Here is a 16,601-nt window from a genome sequence, read left to right on the forward strand (position 1 = left end):
CGGACGAGGCCGGGTGGCGGGGGGCGGGGTCGGTCACGACCTCGTCGCCGCGCCCGCCTCCCGCAGCGAGGAGGTGCCGCGACGCCAGTGGCTCATGACGTGCTCGGCGAAGAGCCGGTCCAGGGTCAGGGCGCAGGCCGCGCCGTACAGGACGTCGCCGGCCCGCGAGGGGTACTGCGTCGCGAAGCCGCCGCACATGTCGCCGGCGGCGATCTGCTCGTGGGCTGCGTCGGCGCGCACGTGCTCGTCGTAGAAACGCCGCGCCGCCTCGTCGCCGCCCAGCCTGCGCAGGCCCAGGGAGTAGCGGTGGTTGAGCGCCGAGGAGGTCATCTCGACCGCCGCCAGGTGGCCCAGCAGCGCTCCGAGGTGGCGCCGGTGCAGCCCGAACAGCGACATGGCGTTGGAGACGGCCAGCGTGATCGCCGGGACCCGGTCGAGATGGGCGCCGTAGGAGTCGTCCATGTCCAGCCCGCGCATGGTGGTCCTGAACAGCTCCGAGCGCATCCGCTCGGCCCTCCCGCCGCCGTACGCGTCGGCCTGGATCTCCACCAGCGCGGCCTTGGGACGGCCGCTCAGCCGGGGAATCGCCAGGGTGTGCGGGTCGGCCTCCCTGAGATGGTGGATCGACCGGTGCGCGACGAACTCGCGGAACTGCTCCAGGTCGGCCTGCCGCTGGAGGAACCCCGCCAGGTCGGGCCCGTCGACGGCGGCGGCCACCAGCTCGGCCAGGGCCTGGCGCGTCTGCTCGGGCCGCGAGCCCGGCGGGTACTGTACGGCCCGCGCCAGCCCCTCCTCGAACCGCGCCTCCAGGATCTCCCGCACCTCCAGCAGGGAGGGATTCCACTCCCACCGGTCGTCCACACCGTCGAAGCCCCGGTAGTGCAGCTCGTAGCAGACGAAGAGGGCCAGCTGTACGTCCTCGTCCACGAGGACCGGGCCCGCGAAACGCGCCGGGAACGACAGGAGCGGGAGCGAGAGGAGACCGAAGCGGTGCGGCGGGCGTACCAGCCGTTCGAAGAGCAGGGAGGTGATCGGGCCGCGCACGGCGGGCAGCGCCGGAGCCCCGCTGGGAACCCCCGGATCCCGCGGGTTCGGGAGGTTCCGCTTCGAGCGCGGCGAAGGCGACGGGGACGGCGGGGACGGCGGGAACTTCGAGGGCGCCGGAGAACGTGACGGGCCGGAGGACCTCGGGGGCCCCGGCGTGCGCGACCGGGTCGGAGACTCCGGGGGAGCCGGGAGGCGCGACGATCCGGAGGCCTCGGATCGCCCCCGCGTGCGCGGCCGTAACGAGGACTCCGAGGGGGCCGGGAGGCTCGGGGGCCCGGGGAGACCGGGAGCCGTCAGGGGTCCGCTCGCGACCGCGGGGGGATCCTTCACCGTGGTGCCGTCGTCGTGGACGTCGGCGGTACGCCGCCCGTAGTGAGCGGACGCGTCGAACCCGCGCGCCATGCGTCCCCCCGTTCGATGACCCCTAGACCGGTCCGATGCCCGCCCCGGAGCCCGCGAAACGCCCCCAAGATCGCTGCTTCCATCCGATGAACTGCAGAAATAACGAAATATGCGAGTACTCCGGTAGCTCGGGCGGCACTTCGGTCGTCCGGATCGGGCCGGTACCGCGTTCCTCGGGACGGGCACGCGCCCGGCGCTCGGCGGGACGCGGCATCGATTCGGGATGTTTGGCATGACCGTTTACGGTCATCCCATGGAGAACCTCGACGTCCCGCGGTTCCCGCCCGTCCCCCTACCGGAAGCGGTCCTGGTGTCTGCCTCTCCATCCGCGTCGGCGTCCGCCGGCCCGTCCGCCGTCGCGAACGGCGGACCGCCCCCGGCCGTGCCCGCCTCCGGAGACGAAGCGGAGACCGCGCGACCGGCTCCCGGTGACGACGCCGAAACCGGGCGGCTGGCCGCGCTGCGGCGGTACGAGATCCTCGGCGCCTCCCCGGACGGAACCTTCGACCAGATCGCCAAGCTGGCCGCGGCCGTGTTCGACGCCCCCATCGCCACGGTCGGCGTCGTCGACACCGACCGGGTGTGGTTCGCCGCCACCCACGGGCTGGACGGGATGGAACAGGTCGGCGTCGAGCCCGGCCTGTACGCCTCGGCGGTGCTGGCGGACGGCCCGTACGTCGTGAAGGACGCGGCGGCCGACCCGCGTACCCTCGATCACCCGCTGGTCCGCGGGGAGCTGGGGCTGCGGTTCTACGCGGCCGCCCCGATCGTCACCGCCGAGGGGCATCGGCTGGGCACCGTGAACGTCATCGACCGGCGCCCGCGGGAGGTCACCGCCACGCAGACGGCGGTGCTGACCGGGCTCGCCGCGCTGGTCGCCCGGCACCTGGACCTGCGCCTGGCGACCATCCACGCCGTACGCGCCGAGCGGCTGCTGCGCGAGGAGGCCGACGAGCGCGGCACCGTGACCGCCGCGCTCGCCGAGCGGCTGCGCCAGGTCGCCGCCGCGGAACGCGAGACGGGCCACCCCGCGCTGTGCCAGCTCGGCGGCTCGGGACGGCAGTGCGCGGAACCCGCCGAGCTCAAGATCGCCGACGGCTGGGGCGACTCGGCGTGGGCCTGCACCGCGCACGCGGAGGAGGCCCTCTTCGTGGCCGCGGTGTTCATCGCCAACAAGGACCTCGGCGGCCTGAACGCCTATCTCGAACGCCCCTGACCGGCGGCGCTCCCGGCGACCCCGAGCGCGCTCCCGGGAGCGCGGTCAGGCGCGGGCCTTGGGACGACCAGCGCGTCAGGCGCGGACGTTGAAGGAACCGCGCGTCAGGCGCGGGGCGTCGAGGAAGCGGTCAGGCGGGGTCGTCGAGGAGGGCGGTCAGGCGTTCGCCCTGGCGCGGCGGGCCTCGATCGCCTCCAGTCCCACCTGGTCGTCGGGGAGGGCGTCGGGCATCTCGGTGTCGAGCCCCACCAGCCTCCTGACCCGCAGCGACCCGGCGACGACCAGCACCATCCCGAGAGCGCAGACCAGGTAGAGCAGCCCGATGCCCCGGCCGGGTCCCACCCCGATCACCGCGCCGACCGTCGAGGCGAGAGGGCCGCCGGGGACGAGCAGCGGGTCGAGCAGGGCGGTGCCCAGCGGGGCCACCAGCCCCATGCCGATCGGCAGGGTCGACCAGGCGACCAGGGTGTTCAGTGCGAAGACCCGGCCGTGGTAGCGGTACGGCACCTTGATCTGGACGATCGTGGTGTAGATCGAGTTCATCACGGTGAGGAAGAAGGTCAGCGCGAACGCGCCGATCCCGATCGTCACCAGCGACGGGCCGAGGCCGACGATCACGCTTCCCGCGGCCATGGCCAGCGTGGCGGCCAGGACACCGCGGAAGCGCCGCTTGGGCGGCCCGCCCCACAGCGCCATGGTGAGCCCGCCGAGCAGCACGCCGAGGCCGCTCACCACCGAGATGCGGCTGACGTCGGCGAGGGTCGCGAAGGAGAGCACCAGCGGGGACACCAGCAGCATGAGCGGCGACAGGAAGACGTTGAGCACCGCGAAGAAGGCGAGCATCGAGCGCAGGCCCCGCTCGTTCCAGGTGTAGCCGAACCCCTTGGCGATCTCGGTGGTCAGCGGCTCCCTCGGCCGCCACGGCAGCGTGTCGGGGAAGCGGACGAGGAGCACGACGACGATCGCGAAGACGTAGCTGGCCACGTCGATGGCGACGATGCCGCCCAGTCCGATCCAGGCCAGCAGACCGGCGGCGATCAGCGGTACGACCAGCTGTGCCACGCCGCCCGCCATCTGGGTGACCCCGATCGCGTGGCCGAGGTAGTGCTTGGGGACGAGCTGCGGGACCGCGGAGTTGTAGGCCAGCCGCTGGAAACTGCTCGCGACCGACAACGAGATGATCAGCAGGTAGATGTGCCAGAGCCGGAGGTCGCCGAACAGGATGATCCCGGCGAGTACCGCCTGGATGGCGGCCGAGGCGCAGTCGGCCAGCAGGATCACCCGGCGCCGGTCTCCCCGGTCCACGATCGCACCGGCCAGCGGCGAGATCAGCAGCCCCGCGAGGTTGAGCACGGCCAGGATCGAGAACTGCGTCACCGAGCCCGAGTCGACCAGCACCGTGAGCGGCAGCGCCCACCCGACGAGCGCGGAACCGATCATGGATATCTGCTGGCCCGCGGAGAAGGTGAGGAAGCGCGCCATGCTGGGCCGCACGACGTCCTTCGCGTCCTTCGCGTCTTCTGCGTCCGAGGTCCTGGCGACCCCGTGGACCCACCAGGTGTCGTCGGGACCGCGTTCCGGTGGCGCGTCCAGCCGGTCGTGGATCTGCAGGATCCCGGCCAGTTCCTCGGCCCGGTAGCGGAGGAAGAAGTGCCCGCCCTCGTCGAGGACGACCAGGGCGGCGGTGTCGGCGATGAAGTGCCACTCCCTGAACCGCTCCTCGTAGAAGTCGGTCGCCGGGTCGCGCTCGCCGATCACCGAGACGACCGGGGCGCGCAGCCGGACGCGGTCGGGGGTGTCGAACAGGTCGGTGAAGTACTTCTCGGCCGCCTTGCCGTCGTGGCGCATCGTGCGGACGATCCGGTCGGCCACCCCCGGGTCGAGCTCCTCCAGGTCGACGCCCCGCGCCTTGAGCCAGTTGATGTCGCCCTGGCTGCGGCGCAGGCTCTCGAACTCCCCGATGCGCGACAGGGTCCGCATCAGGCCCCGGGGACGGGCGAAGGGGAAGATCGCCCCGATGTAGACGGCCTCGACCTCGCGGCCCGCCGCCTCCACGCGCCTGGCCAGCTCGGTGGCGAGGCCCGCGCCGACCCCGCAGTGGCCGTAGATCACGACCGGCCCCTCGACGGTCCGCAGGATCTCCTCGGTGCAGCGCCTGGCGACCTCGTCGAACTCCTCGGGCTCCTCGTCCAGCCCGACGTCGTTGCCCGGGATGGCGACGGCGTAGAGCGCCTGGTCCTCGGGGAGCGCGTCGGCGAGCGGCTGGTAGACGATCGCGCTGCCCGAGCCGTACGGGACGCAGACGTAGCTGCGCGTCACGGTACGGCGGGGAGTGAGCCGCTGGAGCAGCGGGCGGACCCCTCCGCCGCCGGGGCCGCCGACGAACCCGGCCAGCTCCCGCACGGTGCGGAAGGAGAACAGGTCCACCAGGCCGACCTGCAGACTGCCCTCGGGCAGGGCCCTGCGCAGCTTGGCCACGACCTGGATGGCCAGCAGGGAGTTGCCGCCCAGGTCGAAGAAGTCGTCGTTCGCGCCGACGCGCTCCACCGAGAGCACCTGCTCCCAGACGGCGGCGATCGCCCGCTCGGCGTCGTTCTCGGGCTCGACGTACTCGGCGGCCCCGGGCTTCTCGGGGGCGGGCAGGGCCTTGCGGTCCAGCTTGCCGTTCGGCGTCAGCGGCAGCGCGTCCAACGTGACGAACATCGAGGGGACCATGTAGTCGGGCAGGGTGCCGCCGAGGGCGACCCGCACCCGGGCGGTCTCCGGCGGCTCGTCCGCGACGAGGTAGGCGACGAGCCGCCGGTCCCCCGGCACGTCCTCCCTCACGATCACCGCGGCGTCGCGCACCCCCGCGCGCTCCCGCAGCGCGGTCTCGATCTCTCCCAGCTCGATCCGCAGGCCGTGCAGCTTGACCTGGTCGTCCAGGCGGCCGAGGAACTCGATCGTGCCGTCGGGCAGCCACCGGGCCGCGTCGCCGGTCCGGTAGACGCGGTCGTGGCCGAGGGGGAAGAACCGCTCGGCGGTGAGCTCGGGCCTCCGGTGGTAGCCGAGGGCGACGCCGACCCCGCCGATGTGCAGCTCGCCGGGCACCCCCACCGGCACCGGGCGGCGGTGCGGGTCGAGCACGTGCAGCGCGATGTTCTGGATCGGCGCGCCGATCGGCACGCTCGTCCTGCCCGCGAGCGCCTCGGCGGTGCAGTGCCAGGAGGAGACGTCGACGGCGGCCTCGGTGGGACCGTAGAGGTTGTGCAGCTCGGCGCCCGGCAGGATCGCGAGGCAGCGCAGGGCCAGGTCGACCGGGAGTTCCTCCCCGCTGCAGATGACGCGCCGCAGCGAGGTCAGGTCCCGTACGCCGTCCTCCGACAGGAAGATCCCGAGCATCGAGGGGACGAAGTGCGTCGTGGTGACGCCCTCCGAGGCCACCAGCTCGCGCAGGTAGGCCGGGTCGCGGTGCCCGCCCGGCTCGGCCAGCACCATCCTGGCGCCCGTCATGAGCGGCCAGAAGAACTCCCAGACCGACACGTCGAAGCCGGCGGGCGTCTTCTGCAGGACGACGTCGTCCGGCGTCAGGCCGTAGCGCTTCTGCATCCAGTCGAGGCGGTTGACGATGCCGCGGTGGCTGTTCGGCACGCCCTTCGGCCTGCCCGTCGAGCCGGAGGTGTAGATCATGTACGCCGCCGCGCCCGGCTCCACCGCGCCACCCGCGCCCGGTTCGCCCGCACCACCCGGAGCGGCGCCGGCGCCGGCGTCCCCGGTGGCGGTCCAGACGGCGGGATCGTCCAGGGCGAGGACGGTGGCGCCGTGCCCGGCCAGCCGGTCCGCCAGGTGCCGCTGGGTCAGCACCACGGCGGCGCCCGCGTCGGAGAGCATGAAGGCGAGCCGGTCGGCGGGGTAGTCGGGGTCGAGCGGCACGTAGGCCGCTCCCGTCTTGAGCACGCCCAGCAGCCCGGTGACCAGCTCCGCCGACCGCTCCGCGCAGACCGCGACCAGCGATCCCGGTCCTGCCCCCGAGCCGCGCAGCACGCGGGCCACCCCGGCGGCCCGCTCGTCGAGCTCCCGGTAGGTCAGCGACTCGCCCCCGAAGGTGACCGCGGGAGCGTCGGGGCTCCGCGCCACCTGGGCCTCGACGAGGCCGTGCAGCGTCGCGTCGGCGGGGAAGTCGGCCGCCGTGGCGTTCCACTCCTCGGTGAGGAGACGGTGCTCGGCCTCCCCGAGCAGCTCCAGCTCGCTCACCGGGACGCCGGGGCGGGCGACGGCGTCCCGCAGGAGGTTCTCCAGGTGCCCGGCCATCCGCTCGACGGTCGCGGCGTCGAACAGCGCGGTCCGGTAGGTGAAGGTGGCGGTCATGCCGCCGTCGGCGGTGGGGACGAGGTAGAGCTCGATGTCGTGGCGCGCCGAGCCCGGCGCCATCGCGAAGTCCTCGGCCGCCAGGTCACCGGCGGCTCCCGCGGCGACGGCGAAGTCGTGCATGGAGAAGAGCGCGTCGGCCAGCGGCTGCCTGCTCGGGTCGCGGGGCACGTCGAGCGCGTCGACCAGTCGCGTGAAGGGCAGTTCCTGGTGGTCGAGGGCGTCGATGACCACGTCGCGGGTGCGGGTGACGAGCTCGGCGAAGCCGGGGTCGCCGTCGAGGCGGGCGCGGAGCACGAGGGTGTTGACGAACATGCCGACCACGTCGTCCAGCCCGTCCCTGGTCCGTCCGGCGACCGGCGTGCCGACGGCGAGGTCGTCCCGGCCGCTGTAGCGGGCGAGCAGCACCTGGAAGGCGGCGAGCAGGGTCATGAAGCGGGTCGCGCCGCGTTCCGCGCCCAGCCCGGTCAGGGCGGTGACCAGCTCGGGGTCGAGCCGGTGGACGTGGGAGGCGCCGTCGAAGGTCAGCCGGGGCGGGCGCGGCCGGTCCGAGGGCAGCTCGGCGCGGGGCAGCCCGGCCAGTTCCCCGCGCCAGAACGCCAGCTCGCGCTCGAACGACCGCTCGCGCTGCCAGAGCGCGAAGTCCCCGTACCGGACGGCGGGCGCGGCGGGGGCGTCTCCCCGGTACAGCGCGAGGAGGTCGGCGAAGAGCAGCTGGGTCGACTGCCCGTCGGCGGCGATGTGGTGGACGAACAGCGCCAGGACGTGCTCGTCGTCGGCGATCCTGATCAGGGTGGCGCGCAGCAGCGGCCCCTCGGCCAGATCCAGCGGCTCGGCGCTCTCCGCGCCGATCAGCTCGGCGGCCTCCGCGTCCGTGGCGGCCTCGGCCAGGCGCAGCGGCACCGGCGCGGTGGGAACGACGTGGACCGCGGGCCGCCCGTCCTCCGTCGCGGGGAAGCGGTGGCGCAGGCTCTCGTGCCGGTCCGTCAGCGTGGCCAGCAGGTCGCGCAGCCGGTCGACGTCGAGCGGGCCGCGCAGCCGCACCGCGACCGGGAGGGTGTACGTGGAGGTGCCCGGGGTGAAGTGCTCCATGAACCACAGGGGCTCCTGGACCGGGGAGAGCGGGGGATGCGTGCCCTCGGGCCTGCGCGGGATCTCGGGGCGCCCGGTGTCGACGGCCCCGCCCCGGAGCCTGCGCCTGAGCAGATCCCGCCTGGCATCGGACAGATCGGCGACGGACATGGCCTCATCCCCCTGTGACGATGTCTCCACGGGTACGCCGGGACGGCGCGGCGCCGGGGTACGGGGGGCGCGGCGCGCTCACGATGAATCCACGGAAACCATCGGATGCGCACCCCAGTGTGCGCAGAACAGGAAAGAAGGTATCCCAAAAAGATCCGCGACTCCATCAAGGTCCACTGGCCACTTCCGGCAGCGGGAAAGGGGTGGCGGTCCTCACCGCGAGCCGGCGGGACCACCGGGGAGGCGCCGGGGAAACGCCGGGAAGTGCCGAGGAAGGGCCGGGGAAACGCCGGGGAAAACACGGCGCCCGGCGCGTGGGAGCGGGGGAAGCACCGGTCTCCCGGTACGGGAAGGTACGGTCGGTTCATGTCCGAGCGCAGCATGCCGCATGACCTCGCCGCCTGGGCGTGCCCCCACGGGCAGGACGCTCGCCGGGGTTGCACGACCTGCTACGAGGAGTCGAGCGACCCCGACACGTCGAATCCCTTCTGGGAGGTCGCCGCGTGGTTCACCACCTCGCGGCCGATCCCGATCAGGACGCTCCAGGACGCGCACCACCACGGCCGCCATTTCGCCCTTGACCAGCCGTCCACACCACTGGTCTACCTGCTCACCGGCCGCGCCCGCGCGGAAGACAGCGTGCAGGCGATCGCGGGCGTCGTCGGCTTCCTGCTGCACAACCGGCACGTGGTGGCCGACTTCACCGTGACCGAGACCCGTGCCACCCGCCGCTCGCCCGGCACTCCCGCCGCGCCCAACGCGACCCGCCAGACCGACAAGTGGCTCCAGGACCAGCGCCGCCCCGACGGCCGCGCACGGTGAGAGCTCCGCGCCGCGGATGACAGGGTGCGGCGGCGGTCCCTAAGCTCGACAACACCATTGTCGGGACAGCGAGCCGGGAGGCGATCGTGACGGCGGACCCTCCGGGCTTCGAGCTGCCGCTCCGCCTCTTCCTCGGCTTCCGGGTGCTCATCGACGAGCTCCACGCGGAGCTCGCCCGCCAGGGGCACCCTGACATGCGGCCGATGCACGGCTTCGTCCTGCAGGCGATCGGCCCCGAGGGCACCACGGCCGTGGAACTCGGCCGGCGGCTGGGCGTCTCCAAGCAGGCGGCGGGCAAGACGGTCGACGCCCTGGAGCAGCTGGGCTACGTCGAGCGCGGCTCCGACCCCGGCGACGCCCGCCGCAAGATCGTGCGGCTCACCGAGCGGGGCGTCGACAGCCTCGTCCGGTCGGCGCGCATCTTCGACGACCTGCGCGCGGGCTGGGCGAGGACCCTCGGCGAGGACCGGCTGCGCGCCCTGGAGTCCGACCTGCGCGCCGTGACCCCGCAGGACGTCTTCCGCCTGGACGTCCCCGGCTGGTTCGGCGGCCACTGAACGTTCACGGGAACGGCCCGCGCGAAGCACTCCGTCCGGACGGGAGCCCGGTGAGCGGGACCTCGCCGAAGGGAACGTCACCGGGTGCAACCGCCCTCATCCGGGTGGCGGCGGATAAAGAGCCCGGCTCTCGGGAGCGCGTACCGCGACGTGGGCGCCCCGCCCGGTTGGGGACAATGGCGGGTATGCGAATCCTGATCGTCGGCGGCACCCGGTTCGTCGGCCGGCACATCACCGGGGCCGCGCTCGCGGCCGGACACGAGGTCTCCCTGCTGCACCGCGGCCGGTCCGGCCCCGGGCTGTTCCCCGAGGCCGAGCACCTGACGGCCGACCGCGACGCCGACCTGTCCGTGCTGCACGACCGGCGGTGGGACGCGACGATCGACGTCAGCGCGTACTTCCCGTCGCAGGTGACCTCGCTCTCCGGCGCGCTCTCCACCGGCCAGTACGCCTTCGTCTCCAGCACCGCGGTCTACCGGACGCCCGAGGCGCGGGGCTTCACCGAGGACTCGCCGCTGGCGGAGATCGACGGGCCGGTCCCCGAGACGGTGACGAGCGAGACGTACGGGCCGCTGAAGGTGCTGTGCGAGCGGGCCGCGGCGGAGGCGTTCGGCTTCCCGACGCTGATCGTGCGGCCCACGTACGTCATCGGCCCGCACGACCACACCGGCCGCTTCACCTACTGGGTCAACCGGATCGCGCGGGGCGGCGAGGTCCTCGCGCCCGGCGACCCCGGCGACCCCATCCAGGTGATCGACGCCCGCGACCTGGCCGTCTGGATCGTCTCCATGGTCGAGGGGACGCGTCCGGGCACCTTCCACACGGTCAGCCCTCCCCCGCCGTTCTCCTTCGGCGACATGCTGGAGGCGATCGCGGCCGAGGTCGGGCCGCCGGGAACGACCCTGACCTGGGTCGGGCAGGACTTCCTGCTCGCCCAGGGCGAGACCGGCCGGTCGCTGCCCCTGTGGTCCGAGGGCGACCCGTGGATGTCGGTCAACACCGCCGACCCCGCCGCCGCCCGCGCCGCGGGGCTCGATCCGCGGCCCCTGGGGCGATCGATCCGCGAGATCCGCGAGGCGGAGTCGTCCTTCTCGACGGACGCCGCCATCACCCCCGCCAGGGAGGCCGAGCTGCTGTCCCGCTGGTCCGCGCGCGGCGCCTAGTACCGGTTTCCGGCTACCGGCCGTCGGGCTCTCGACCGTTCGGCCACGGCCGCCGGTTGGACGACGGCCGCCGGTTTCCGGCCGGGGTCAGCCCCCCAGCCGTGACGGCCTCAGCGGGTTGTGCCCGACCTCCAGCAGCGCCCGCCGCCGGTCGTCGTCGTCATCGTCGACCGCTCCCTCGGCCAGCGTGTCCTCGACGCGGTCGACGGCCTGCCGCATCGTCTCGACGTCGTCGGCGGTCAGGTCCGCCTTCCGCTTGCCGAGAACCTGGAGCACCTGGCGCCCGAGCGGCGGCATGGCCGCCTCGGGGTTCACCACGTCGGCCCCGTCCGCCGACGCGGAGGCCGAGGCCAGCAGGAAAGCCCTCAGCTCCTCCGACGTCATGTTCACGACCTCGTGGAACTCCTGCCACACCAGGTCGAGGATCAGATCCGATTCGTCGGCCATCGCGTTCTCCTCTCACGCCGGGCCGGTACGGCCACGCCCCGGACACGAACCGGCCACCGGCGGGTCGGAGCTCCCACTGGCGGGAGTGCGCACGGCGGCGGGCGCACGGCCCGCCCTACCCCCGCTTCCACACCGATAACACGAGAGCCGGGGCACGGATGGGGAAAGAGACCTCCACAGCCGGATGAGAGCCACCCTCGGGCGGGGCCGCCCTTCGAGCGCACGCCCCGTCCGGGCAGCGGCGGCCGACCGGCCGAGCCCTCCGAAACAGAACCCTCTCGGACGGGCCTTCTGGAAAAGTCCTCCAAGGAGGGGAAGGCGGCCCTGCCGCAGAGTGATCTCATGCGACCAAGGCCATTCAGTTGCTATTTTCCTAAATGTCAGAATTTAAGACGAAATTTGTCGCCAGAGTCGAACCTGCAATTCTCGATCCGGTGTAACCTCGGCCTTTCTCTTCGGCGGCGATCCCGGACCAAGGCTTTGTCTTGTGCGGGGTGAACACCCGGATGCTCCTGAACTAGCGTTTTGTGTGACATCGATTCCATATATTTCCGGAAACCGGATTGGCGGCATGCAGGACCAGGCGGCATGCCGGACTGAAACATCAGAGACGGAGTGACATGTTCAAGCACGTTCTCACCATCGGCACATTGGCGGCCTCCGGCTTCATCGTCGCCATGACGATGCCGGTTCAGCCCGCCGGGGCGAACGCGACACCCCAGGAAGCCGCTCCGGTATCCATACTTCTGAGTGATCCGTCCCCCGGCGGTCACAGGCAGCCTCGCTCCTCGCCCGGCCGCCGGCAGCACCGCTCCTCGCCCGGCCGTCAGCAGCACCGTTTCTCGCCCGGCCGCCAGCAGCAACAACCCGAGGTCGGCCGTCAGCAGCAGCAACCCGAGGCCGGCCGCCAGGACGGCTCCTCGCCCGGCCGCCAGCACTACTCCGTGCGCGGCAATCAGTACTTCTCGCCCGGCATCCCCTTCTAGCCGAGAGGTTCCGAAGCGGGCCGGTGGCCGGTTCCGCGATGCCCGGGGGCGGCCGGCCGCCGGCCGCGCCGTCACCTCGGAACGTCCCGTCCAGGACAAACCCCTCCGAGGCAAGCCTGACCGGCCGGCCCTCCTCAGGCGGGGTTGTCCACCGTGAAGCGCACTCCGGAGAAGCGGCTCCGCCACTCGGTGACCTCCGGCGCCACGGTGCCCGGGTCGACGTTCTCGTCCAGGCCCCGGGCGACGAACGCGGCCAGCTCCGGCATGTCCGCCTCGGTCATCCCGAGCCTGACGAGTTCCGGCGTACCGACGCGCAGGCCGTTCGCGTCCCCCTCGACCGCCTCCGACGGCAGGCCGATGCCGCAGGCGAGAAGGTTGGCCTCGCGCAGCCGCCGGGCGGCCCGCTGGCCGCCGCCGTAGCGGTGGGCCAGGACGGCGAACTGGTGGGAGCGGGTACATCCGCGCTCGGCGGCGAAGACCGGGACCCCGAGGGCGAGCAGCTCGTCCGCCAGCCGCCGCGCGGTCGCGACCATCTCCCGCGCGTAGGCGGGTCCCGCGGCCTTCCAGTCGAGCATCGTCATGGCGAGCGCCGCGGTCTTGCCCGCGTCGAAGTTAGCGGTCAGTCCCGGGTAGGCGATCGCTTCGATCCGCTGGGCCAGCTCGGCGTCGTCGGTCACGATGAGGCCGCCCGCGGGACCGCCCAGGCTCTTGTACGTGCTCATGGTGATCAGGTGGGCGCCCTCGTCGAGCGGCTGCGGCCAGACCTTCCCGGCGATCATTCCGCACAGGTGGGCGGCGTCGAAGAGCACGCGGGCGCCGACCGAGTCGGCGATCTCGCGGATCCGGGCCACGGGGTGGTGGAACAGGTTGAGGCTGCCGCCGATGGTGATCAGCTTCGGCCGTACCCGCCCGGCGAGCTCCCGCAGGGCGTCGACGTCCACCGTGTAGCCGTCGGGCGTGACGGGGGCGGGAACGATCCGCAGCCCGTACAGGCCGGCCGCACCCGGCTGGTGGTGGGTGACGTGGCCGCCGATGCTCGCCGGAGGGGCGATGATCGTGTCACCGGGTTCGCAGGTGGCCATGAACGTGTAGAGGTTCGCGAGCGCCCCCGAGCCGACGCGCACCTCGGCGTAGCGCGCGCCGAAGACCTCCGCGACCAGCTCGGCGGCGACGATCTCGATCTGCTCGATCGCCTCCAGGCCCATCTCGTACTTCTCACCCGGGTAGCCCAGTGACGGCCGCGACCCGAGGTTGGCCGAGAGCAGGGCCTCGGCCCGCGGGTTCATGATGTTCGTGGCCGGGTTCAGGTTGACCGACTCCACGTCGTGGATGCGGTGGTTGTCGGCCACCAGTCTTTCGATCTCGTTCTGGACCGTGGAGGCGGCCTGGTCCGTCACGGTCTTCAGGACGGACTGGACGCGATCCTCGGTGGCGGCGGGCACCCAGGGACGGTGGGCGAGGGCACGGGGCATCGGGTGATCTCCTGGCCGACAGGCAGACGGCTGTCGCGATGACGTCACGGTGTCTGCCACACGACGTTAGATCGCCGACGAAGCCCAGCGCATCAGGTGAAAGATGGGCTTTCTAGCTGCTTTTTCCTACATTTGCCGGAAAAAGATCACTTCTTCCACAGGGGCCTCAGACGCACCTTCAGCCTCCTCCACCGGCGGCCCCGCGGCCTCGGGACAGGACGGTTTCAGGACCGCACGACAGGACCGCTTCCAGGCCGCACGACGGGACCGTTTTAAATGAGTGAGCAACTCACTCACTCATCGGATAGGATGCACGACGTGATCTCGACCTCACAGCGGGCGGCCCCCCTCCCTCCCGACGAGCGGCGCGCGGCCCTCATCGCCTCCACCCTGTCGCTCGTGCTCGCCGAGGGCCCCGACGTGAGCACCCGGCAGATCGCGCAGGCCGCGGGCGTGGCCGAAGGGACGATCTTCCGGGTCTTCACCACCAAGGACGAGCTCGTGAACGCGGCCGTCACCAGCGCCTTCGACTCCTCCCCGCTGCTGGACGAGCTGGAGGCCGTCGACCGTACGGCTCCCCTGGACGTCCGGCTCGTGGCGGCGGTCGAGATCCTGCAGCGGCGCACCGCGCGCGTCTTCCGCGTGGTGGACGCGATCGGGCTGAAAGCCGTCGAGGCCGGCCGCAACCACCAGAGCCTCTCCGAGGAGAGCGCCCTCATCCAGCAGGCGCTCACCGACCTGATCGAACCCGCCCGCGACCGGCTGCGGCTCGAACCGCACGAGGCGGCGCGCCGGCTGCACCTGCTGACCGTCGCGTTCACCCATCCCCGGCTCGTCGAGAACGATCCGGTGGCCGCCCCGGAGATCGTCTCCATGCTGCTCGACGGGGTACGCCTGCGCCCCGACGCCCCCGAGCCGCTTCCCTGACCCCGACGGCCCCGACGACTCGACGGCCCCGGCACCCCCGCCCTCCCTGCCTCGACCCGATCCCTCGCCTCGACGTCCTCCTTGACCTCAACCGAGGTTCACATCGCAGGCTGATCCCCGACCCTCCCTGGAGAAGATCCACATGATCCCGGTTACCGGGGTGACGGGCGAGACCGGCCGGCGGCCGGACCCCCGGCACGACGCCCCTCGCCCGGCCACCCCACGTGAAGAGACCTCATGCTGACCCGCCTGCTCCGCACGTACCTGCGCCCCTACTCGTGGGTGCTGACCGCCGTGGTGGTGCTGCAACTCGTCGGCACCATCGCCTCCCTGTACCTGCCCAGCCTGAACGCCGACATCATCGACCGGGGCGTCGCCACCGGCGACACCGGCTACATCCTGTCCGCCGGCGGCTGGATGCTGCTCGTCTCCCTCGTGCAGATCGCCTGCGCGATCGCGGCGGTCTACTACGGTTCCCTCGCGGCCATGGGGTTCGGGCGGGACGTCCGCTCGGCCGTCTTCCACCAGGTCGGCGGGTTCTCCGCCAGGGAGGTCTCCCAGTTCGGGGCCCCCTCGCTGATCACCCGCGGCACCAACGACGTGCAGCAGGTCCAGATGCTCGTCGTGATGACCTGCACGATGCTGGTCGCCGCGCCGATCATGGGCGTCGGCGGCATCATCATGGCCCTGCGCCAGGACCTCGGCCTGTCCTGGCTCATGCTGGTCTGCGTCCCCGCGCTGCTGGTGTCGATCGGCCTGATCATCACCCGCATGGTCCCCCAGTTCCGCGCGATGCAGGACCGCATCGACACGGTCAACCGGGTGCTGCGCGAGCAGCTCACCGGCATCCGCGTGGTGCGCGCCTTCGTCCGCGAGCGCGAGGAGACCCGCAGGTTCGCCGAGGCCAACCAGGCTCTGACCGACACGTCGCTGCGCGTCGGACGGCTGACCGCACTCATCTTCCCGACCGTGATACTGATCCTCAACGTCTCCAGCATCGCCGTGCTCTGGTTCGGCGCCGCGCGGGTCGACAGCGGCGAGATGCAGGTCGGCGCCCTCACCGCGTTCCTCATGTACCTGATGCAGATCCTCATGTCGATGATGATGGCCACCTTCATCTCGATGATGATCCCGCGCGCCGCGGTCTGCGCCGAGCGCATCGTCGAGGTGCTCGACACCGAGTCGTCGGTGACGCCGCCCCGCGACCCGGTACGGCAGGTGAGCGGGCGCGCCGAGCTGGAGATGCGCGACGTCGAGTTCCGCTACCCGGGGGCGGCGGCACCGGTGCTGTCCGGCATCTCCTTCCGCGCGGACGCGGGACAGACCACCGCCGTCATCGGCAGCACGGGCTCCGGCAAGACGACGCTGATCTCCCTGATACCCCGGCTGTTCGACGCCACCTCGGGCACGGTGTCGGTCGGCGGCGTCGACATCCGCGACCTCGACCCCCAGACGCTCTGGACGCGCATCGGCCTGGTGCCGCAGAAACCGTACCTGTTCAGCGGCACCGTCGCGAGCAACCTGCGGTACGGCAACCCGGACGCGAGCGACGCGGAGCTGTGGGAGGCGCTGGAGGTCGCCCAGGCCCGCGACTTCGTCGAGGCGATGCCCGAAGGCCTGGAGGCGCCCATCACGCAGGGCGGCACGAACGTGTCCGGCGGGCAGCGGCAGCGGCTCGCCATCGCCAGGGCGCTGGTCAGCAAGCCCGAGATCTACCTGTTCGACGACTCGTTCTCGGCCCTCGACCTGGCCACCGACGCGCGGCTGCGGGCCGCCCTGCGCCCGCACACCGCCGACGCCGCCGTCGTCATCGTCGGCCAGCGGGTCTCCACCATCGCCGACGCCGACCAGATCATCGTCCTGGACGACGGCGTGATCGTCGGCCTGGGGACCCACGACGAGCTGCTGGACTCCTGCCCCACGTACCTCGAGATCGTCGAGTCCCAACTAGCCGCGGAGACCGCAGCATGAGC

Annotated in this window: 11 protein-coding genes; 7 read left to right on the forward strand and 4 right to left on the reverse strand. The window is 72.3% G+C overall.

From position 1 onward, the window contains the following. Nucleotides 1-33 precede the first annotated feature (33 nt). Nucleotides 34-1,044: an iron-containing redox enzyme family protein gene (locus ACTOQ3_RS26675; RefSeq protein WP_440086123.1), complete on the reverse strand. Its 1,011-nt coding sequence runs from the start codon at nucleotides 1,042-1,044 to the stop codon at nucleotides 34-36. Nucleotides 1,045-1,702: 658 nt separating this feature from the next. On the opposite strand from ACTOQ3_RS26675, the gene ACTOQ3_RS26680 reads away from it, so the two are divergent. Next, nucleotides 1,703-2,665 (forward strand): GAF domain-containing protein, encoded by a 963-nt coding sequence (locus ACTOQ3_RS26680; protein ID WP_440086124.1) that lies wholly within the window; start codon nucleotides 1,703-1,705, stop codon nucleotides 2,663-2,665. 156 nt (nucleotides 2,666-2,821) lie between these two features. On the opposite strand, the gene ACTOQ3_RS26685 is transcribed toward ACTOQ3_RS26680, so the two are convergent. Next, a complete protein-coding gene (locus ACTOQ3_RS26685) occupies nucleotides 2,822-8,254 on the reverse strand; it encodes an amino acid adenylation domain-containing protein (RefSeq protein ID WP_440086125.1) in 5,433 nt (1,810 codons plus the stop codon). Between the two features lie 366 nt (nucleotides 8,255-8,620). On the opposite strand from ACTOQ3_RS26685, the gene ACTOQ3_RS26690 reads away from it, so the two are divergent. The 3 genes from ACTOQ3_RS26690 (at nucleotide 8,621) to ACTOQ3_RS26700 (ending at nucleotide 10,796) form a co-directional block, all read left to right on the forward strand. Next, the gene (locus tag ACTOQ3_RS26690) at nucleotides 8,621-9,076 is read left to right on the forward strand and encodes a hypothetical protein (protein ID WP_440086126.1); all 456 of its coding nucleotides are present in this window, start codon (nucleotides 8,621-8,623) and stop codon (nucleotides 9,074-9,076) included. Nucleotides 9,077-9,162: 86 nt separating this feature from the next. After that, complete coding sequence (locus ACTOQ3_RS26695) at nucleotides 9,163-9,633, forward strand: MarR family winged helix-turn-helix transcriptional regulator (protein WP_440086127.1); 471 nt, start codon at nucleotides 9,163-9,165, stop codon at nucleotides 9,631-9,633. A 185-nt stretch (nucleotides 9,634-9,818) separates the two neighbouring features. Next, on the forward strand, nucleotides 9,819-10,796 hold the full coding sequence (locus tag ACTOQ3_RS26700) for an NAD-dependent epimerase/dehydratase family protein (protein WP_440086128.1): 978 nt from the start codon (nucleotides 9,819-9,821) through the stop codon (nucleotides 10,794-10,796). Between the two features lie 87 nt (nucleotides 10,797-10,883). Here the strand turns inward: ACTOQ3_RS26700 and ACTOQ3_RS26705 are convergent, their stop codons facing one another. Beyond that, nucleotides 10,884-11,243: a DUF3140 domain-containing protein gene (locus tag ACTOQ3_RS26705; protein WP_440086129.1), complete on the reverse strand. Its 360-nt coding sequence runs from the start codon at nucleotides 11,241-11,243 to the stop codon at nucleotides 10,884-10,886. A 620-nt stretch (nucleotides 11,244-11,863) separates the two neighbouring features. Between ACTOQ3_RS26705 and ACTOQ3_RS26710 the strand changes: the two genes are divergently transcribed. After that, entirely contained in the window at nucleotides 11,864-12,229 is a 366-nt protein-coding gene (locus ACTOQ3_RS26710) for a hypothetical protein (RefSeq protein ID WP_440086130.1), read from the forward strand. 134 nt (nucleotides 12,230-12,363) lie between these two features. Here the strand turns inward: ACTOQ3_RS26710 and glyA are convergent, their stop codons facing one another. Continuing rightward, nucleotides 12,364-13,701 (reverse strand): serine hydroxymethyltransferase, encoded by a 1,338-nt coding sequence (glyA, locus tag ACTOQ3_RS26715; RefSeq protein WP_440086131.1) that lies wholly within the window; start codon nucleotides 13,699-13,701, stop codon nucleotides 12,364-12,366. Between the two features lie 318 nt (nucleotides 13,702-14,019). On the opposite strand from glyA, the gene ACTOQ3_RS26720 reads away from it, so the two are divergent. Continuing rightward, a complete protein-coding gene (locus ACTOQ3_RS26720) occupies nucleotides 14,020-14,628 on the forward strand; it encodes a TetR/AcrR family transcriptional regulator (RefSeq protein ID WP_440086132.1) in 609 nt (202 codons plus the stop codon). Nucleotides 14,629-14,865: 237 nt separating this feature from the next. Then, nucleotides 14,866-16,599, forward strand: coding sequence for an ABC transporter ATP-binding protein (locus ACTOQ3_RS26725; protein ID WP_440086133.1), 1,734 nt, complete (start codon nucleotides 14,866-14,868; stop codon nucleotides 16,597-16,599). The last annotated feature ends 2 nt before the right edge of the window (nucleotides 16,600-16,601 follow it).

The organism is Streptosporangium sp. LJ11 (assembly GCF_051918945.1).
Lineage (GTDB): Bacteria > Actinomycetota > Actinomycetes > Streptosporangiales > Streptosporangiaceae > Streptosporangium.

Coding starts and splice junctions, on each gene's coding strand:
- ACTOQ3_RS26680 (WP_440086124.1), top strand. CDS start 1,703: ATGGAGAACCTCGACGTCCCGCGGTTCCCGCCCGTCCCCCTACCGGAA.
- ACTOQ3_RS26685 (WP_440086125.1), bottom strand. CDS start 8,254: ATGTCCGTCGCCGATCTGTCCGATGCCAGGCGGGATCTGCTCAGGCGC.
- ACTOQ3_RS26690 (WP_440086126.1), top strand. CDS start 8,621: ATGTCCGAGCGCAGCATGCCGCATGACCTCGCCGCCTGGGCGTGCCCC.
- ACTOQ3_RS26700 (WP_440086128.1), top strand. CDS start 9,819: ATGCGAATCCTGATCGTCGGCGGCACCCGGTTCGTCGGCCGGCACATC.
- ACTOQ3_RS26705 (WP_440086129.1), bottom strand. CDS start 11,243: ATGGCCGACGAATCGGATCTGATCCTCGACCTGGTGTGGCAGGAGTTC.
- ACTOQ3_RS26710 (WP_440086130.1), top strand. CDS start 11,864: ATGTTCAAGCACGTTCTCACCATCGGCACATTGGCGGCCTCCGGCTTC.
- glyA (WP_440086131.1), bottom strand. CDS start 13,701: ATGCCCCGTGCCCTCGCCCACCGTCCCTGGGTGCCCGCCGCCACCGAG.
- ACTOQ3_RS26725 (WP_440086133.1), top strand. CDS start 14,866: ATGCTGACCCGCCTGCTCCGCACGTACCTGCGCCCCTACTCGTGGGTG.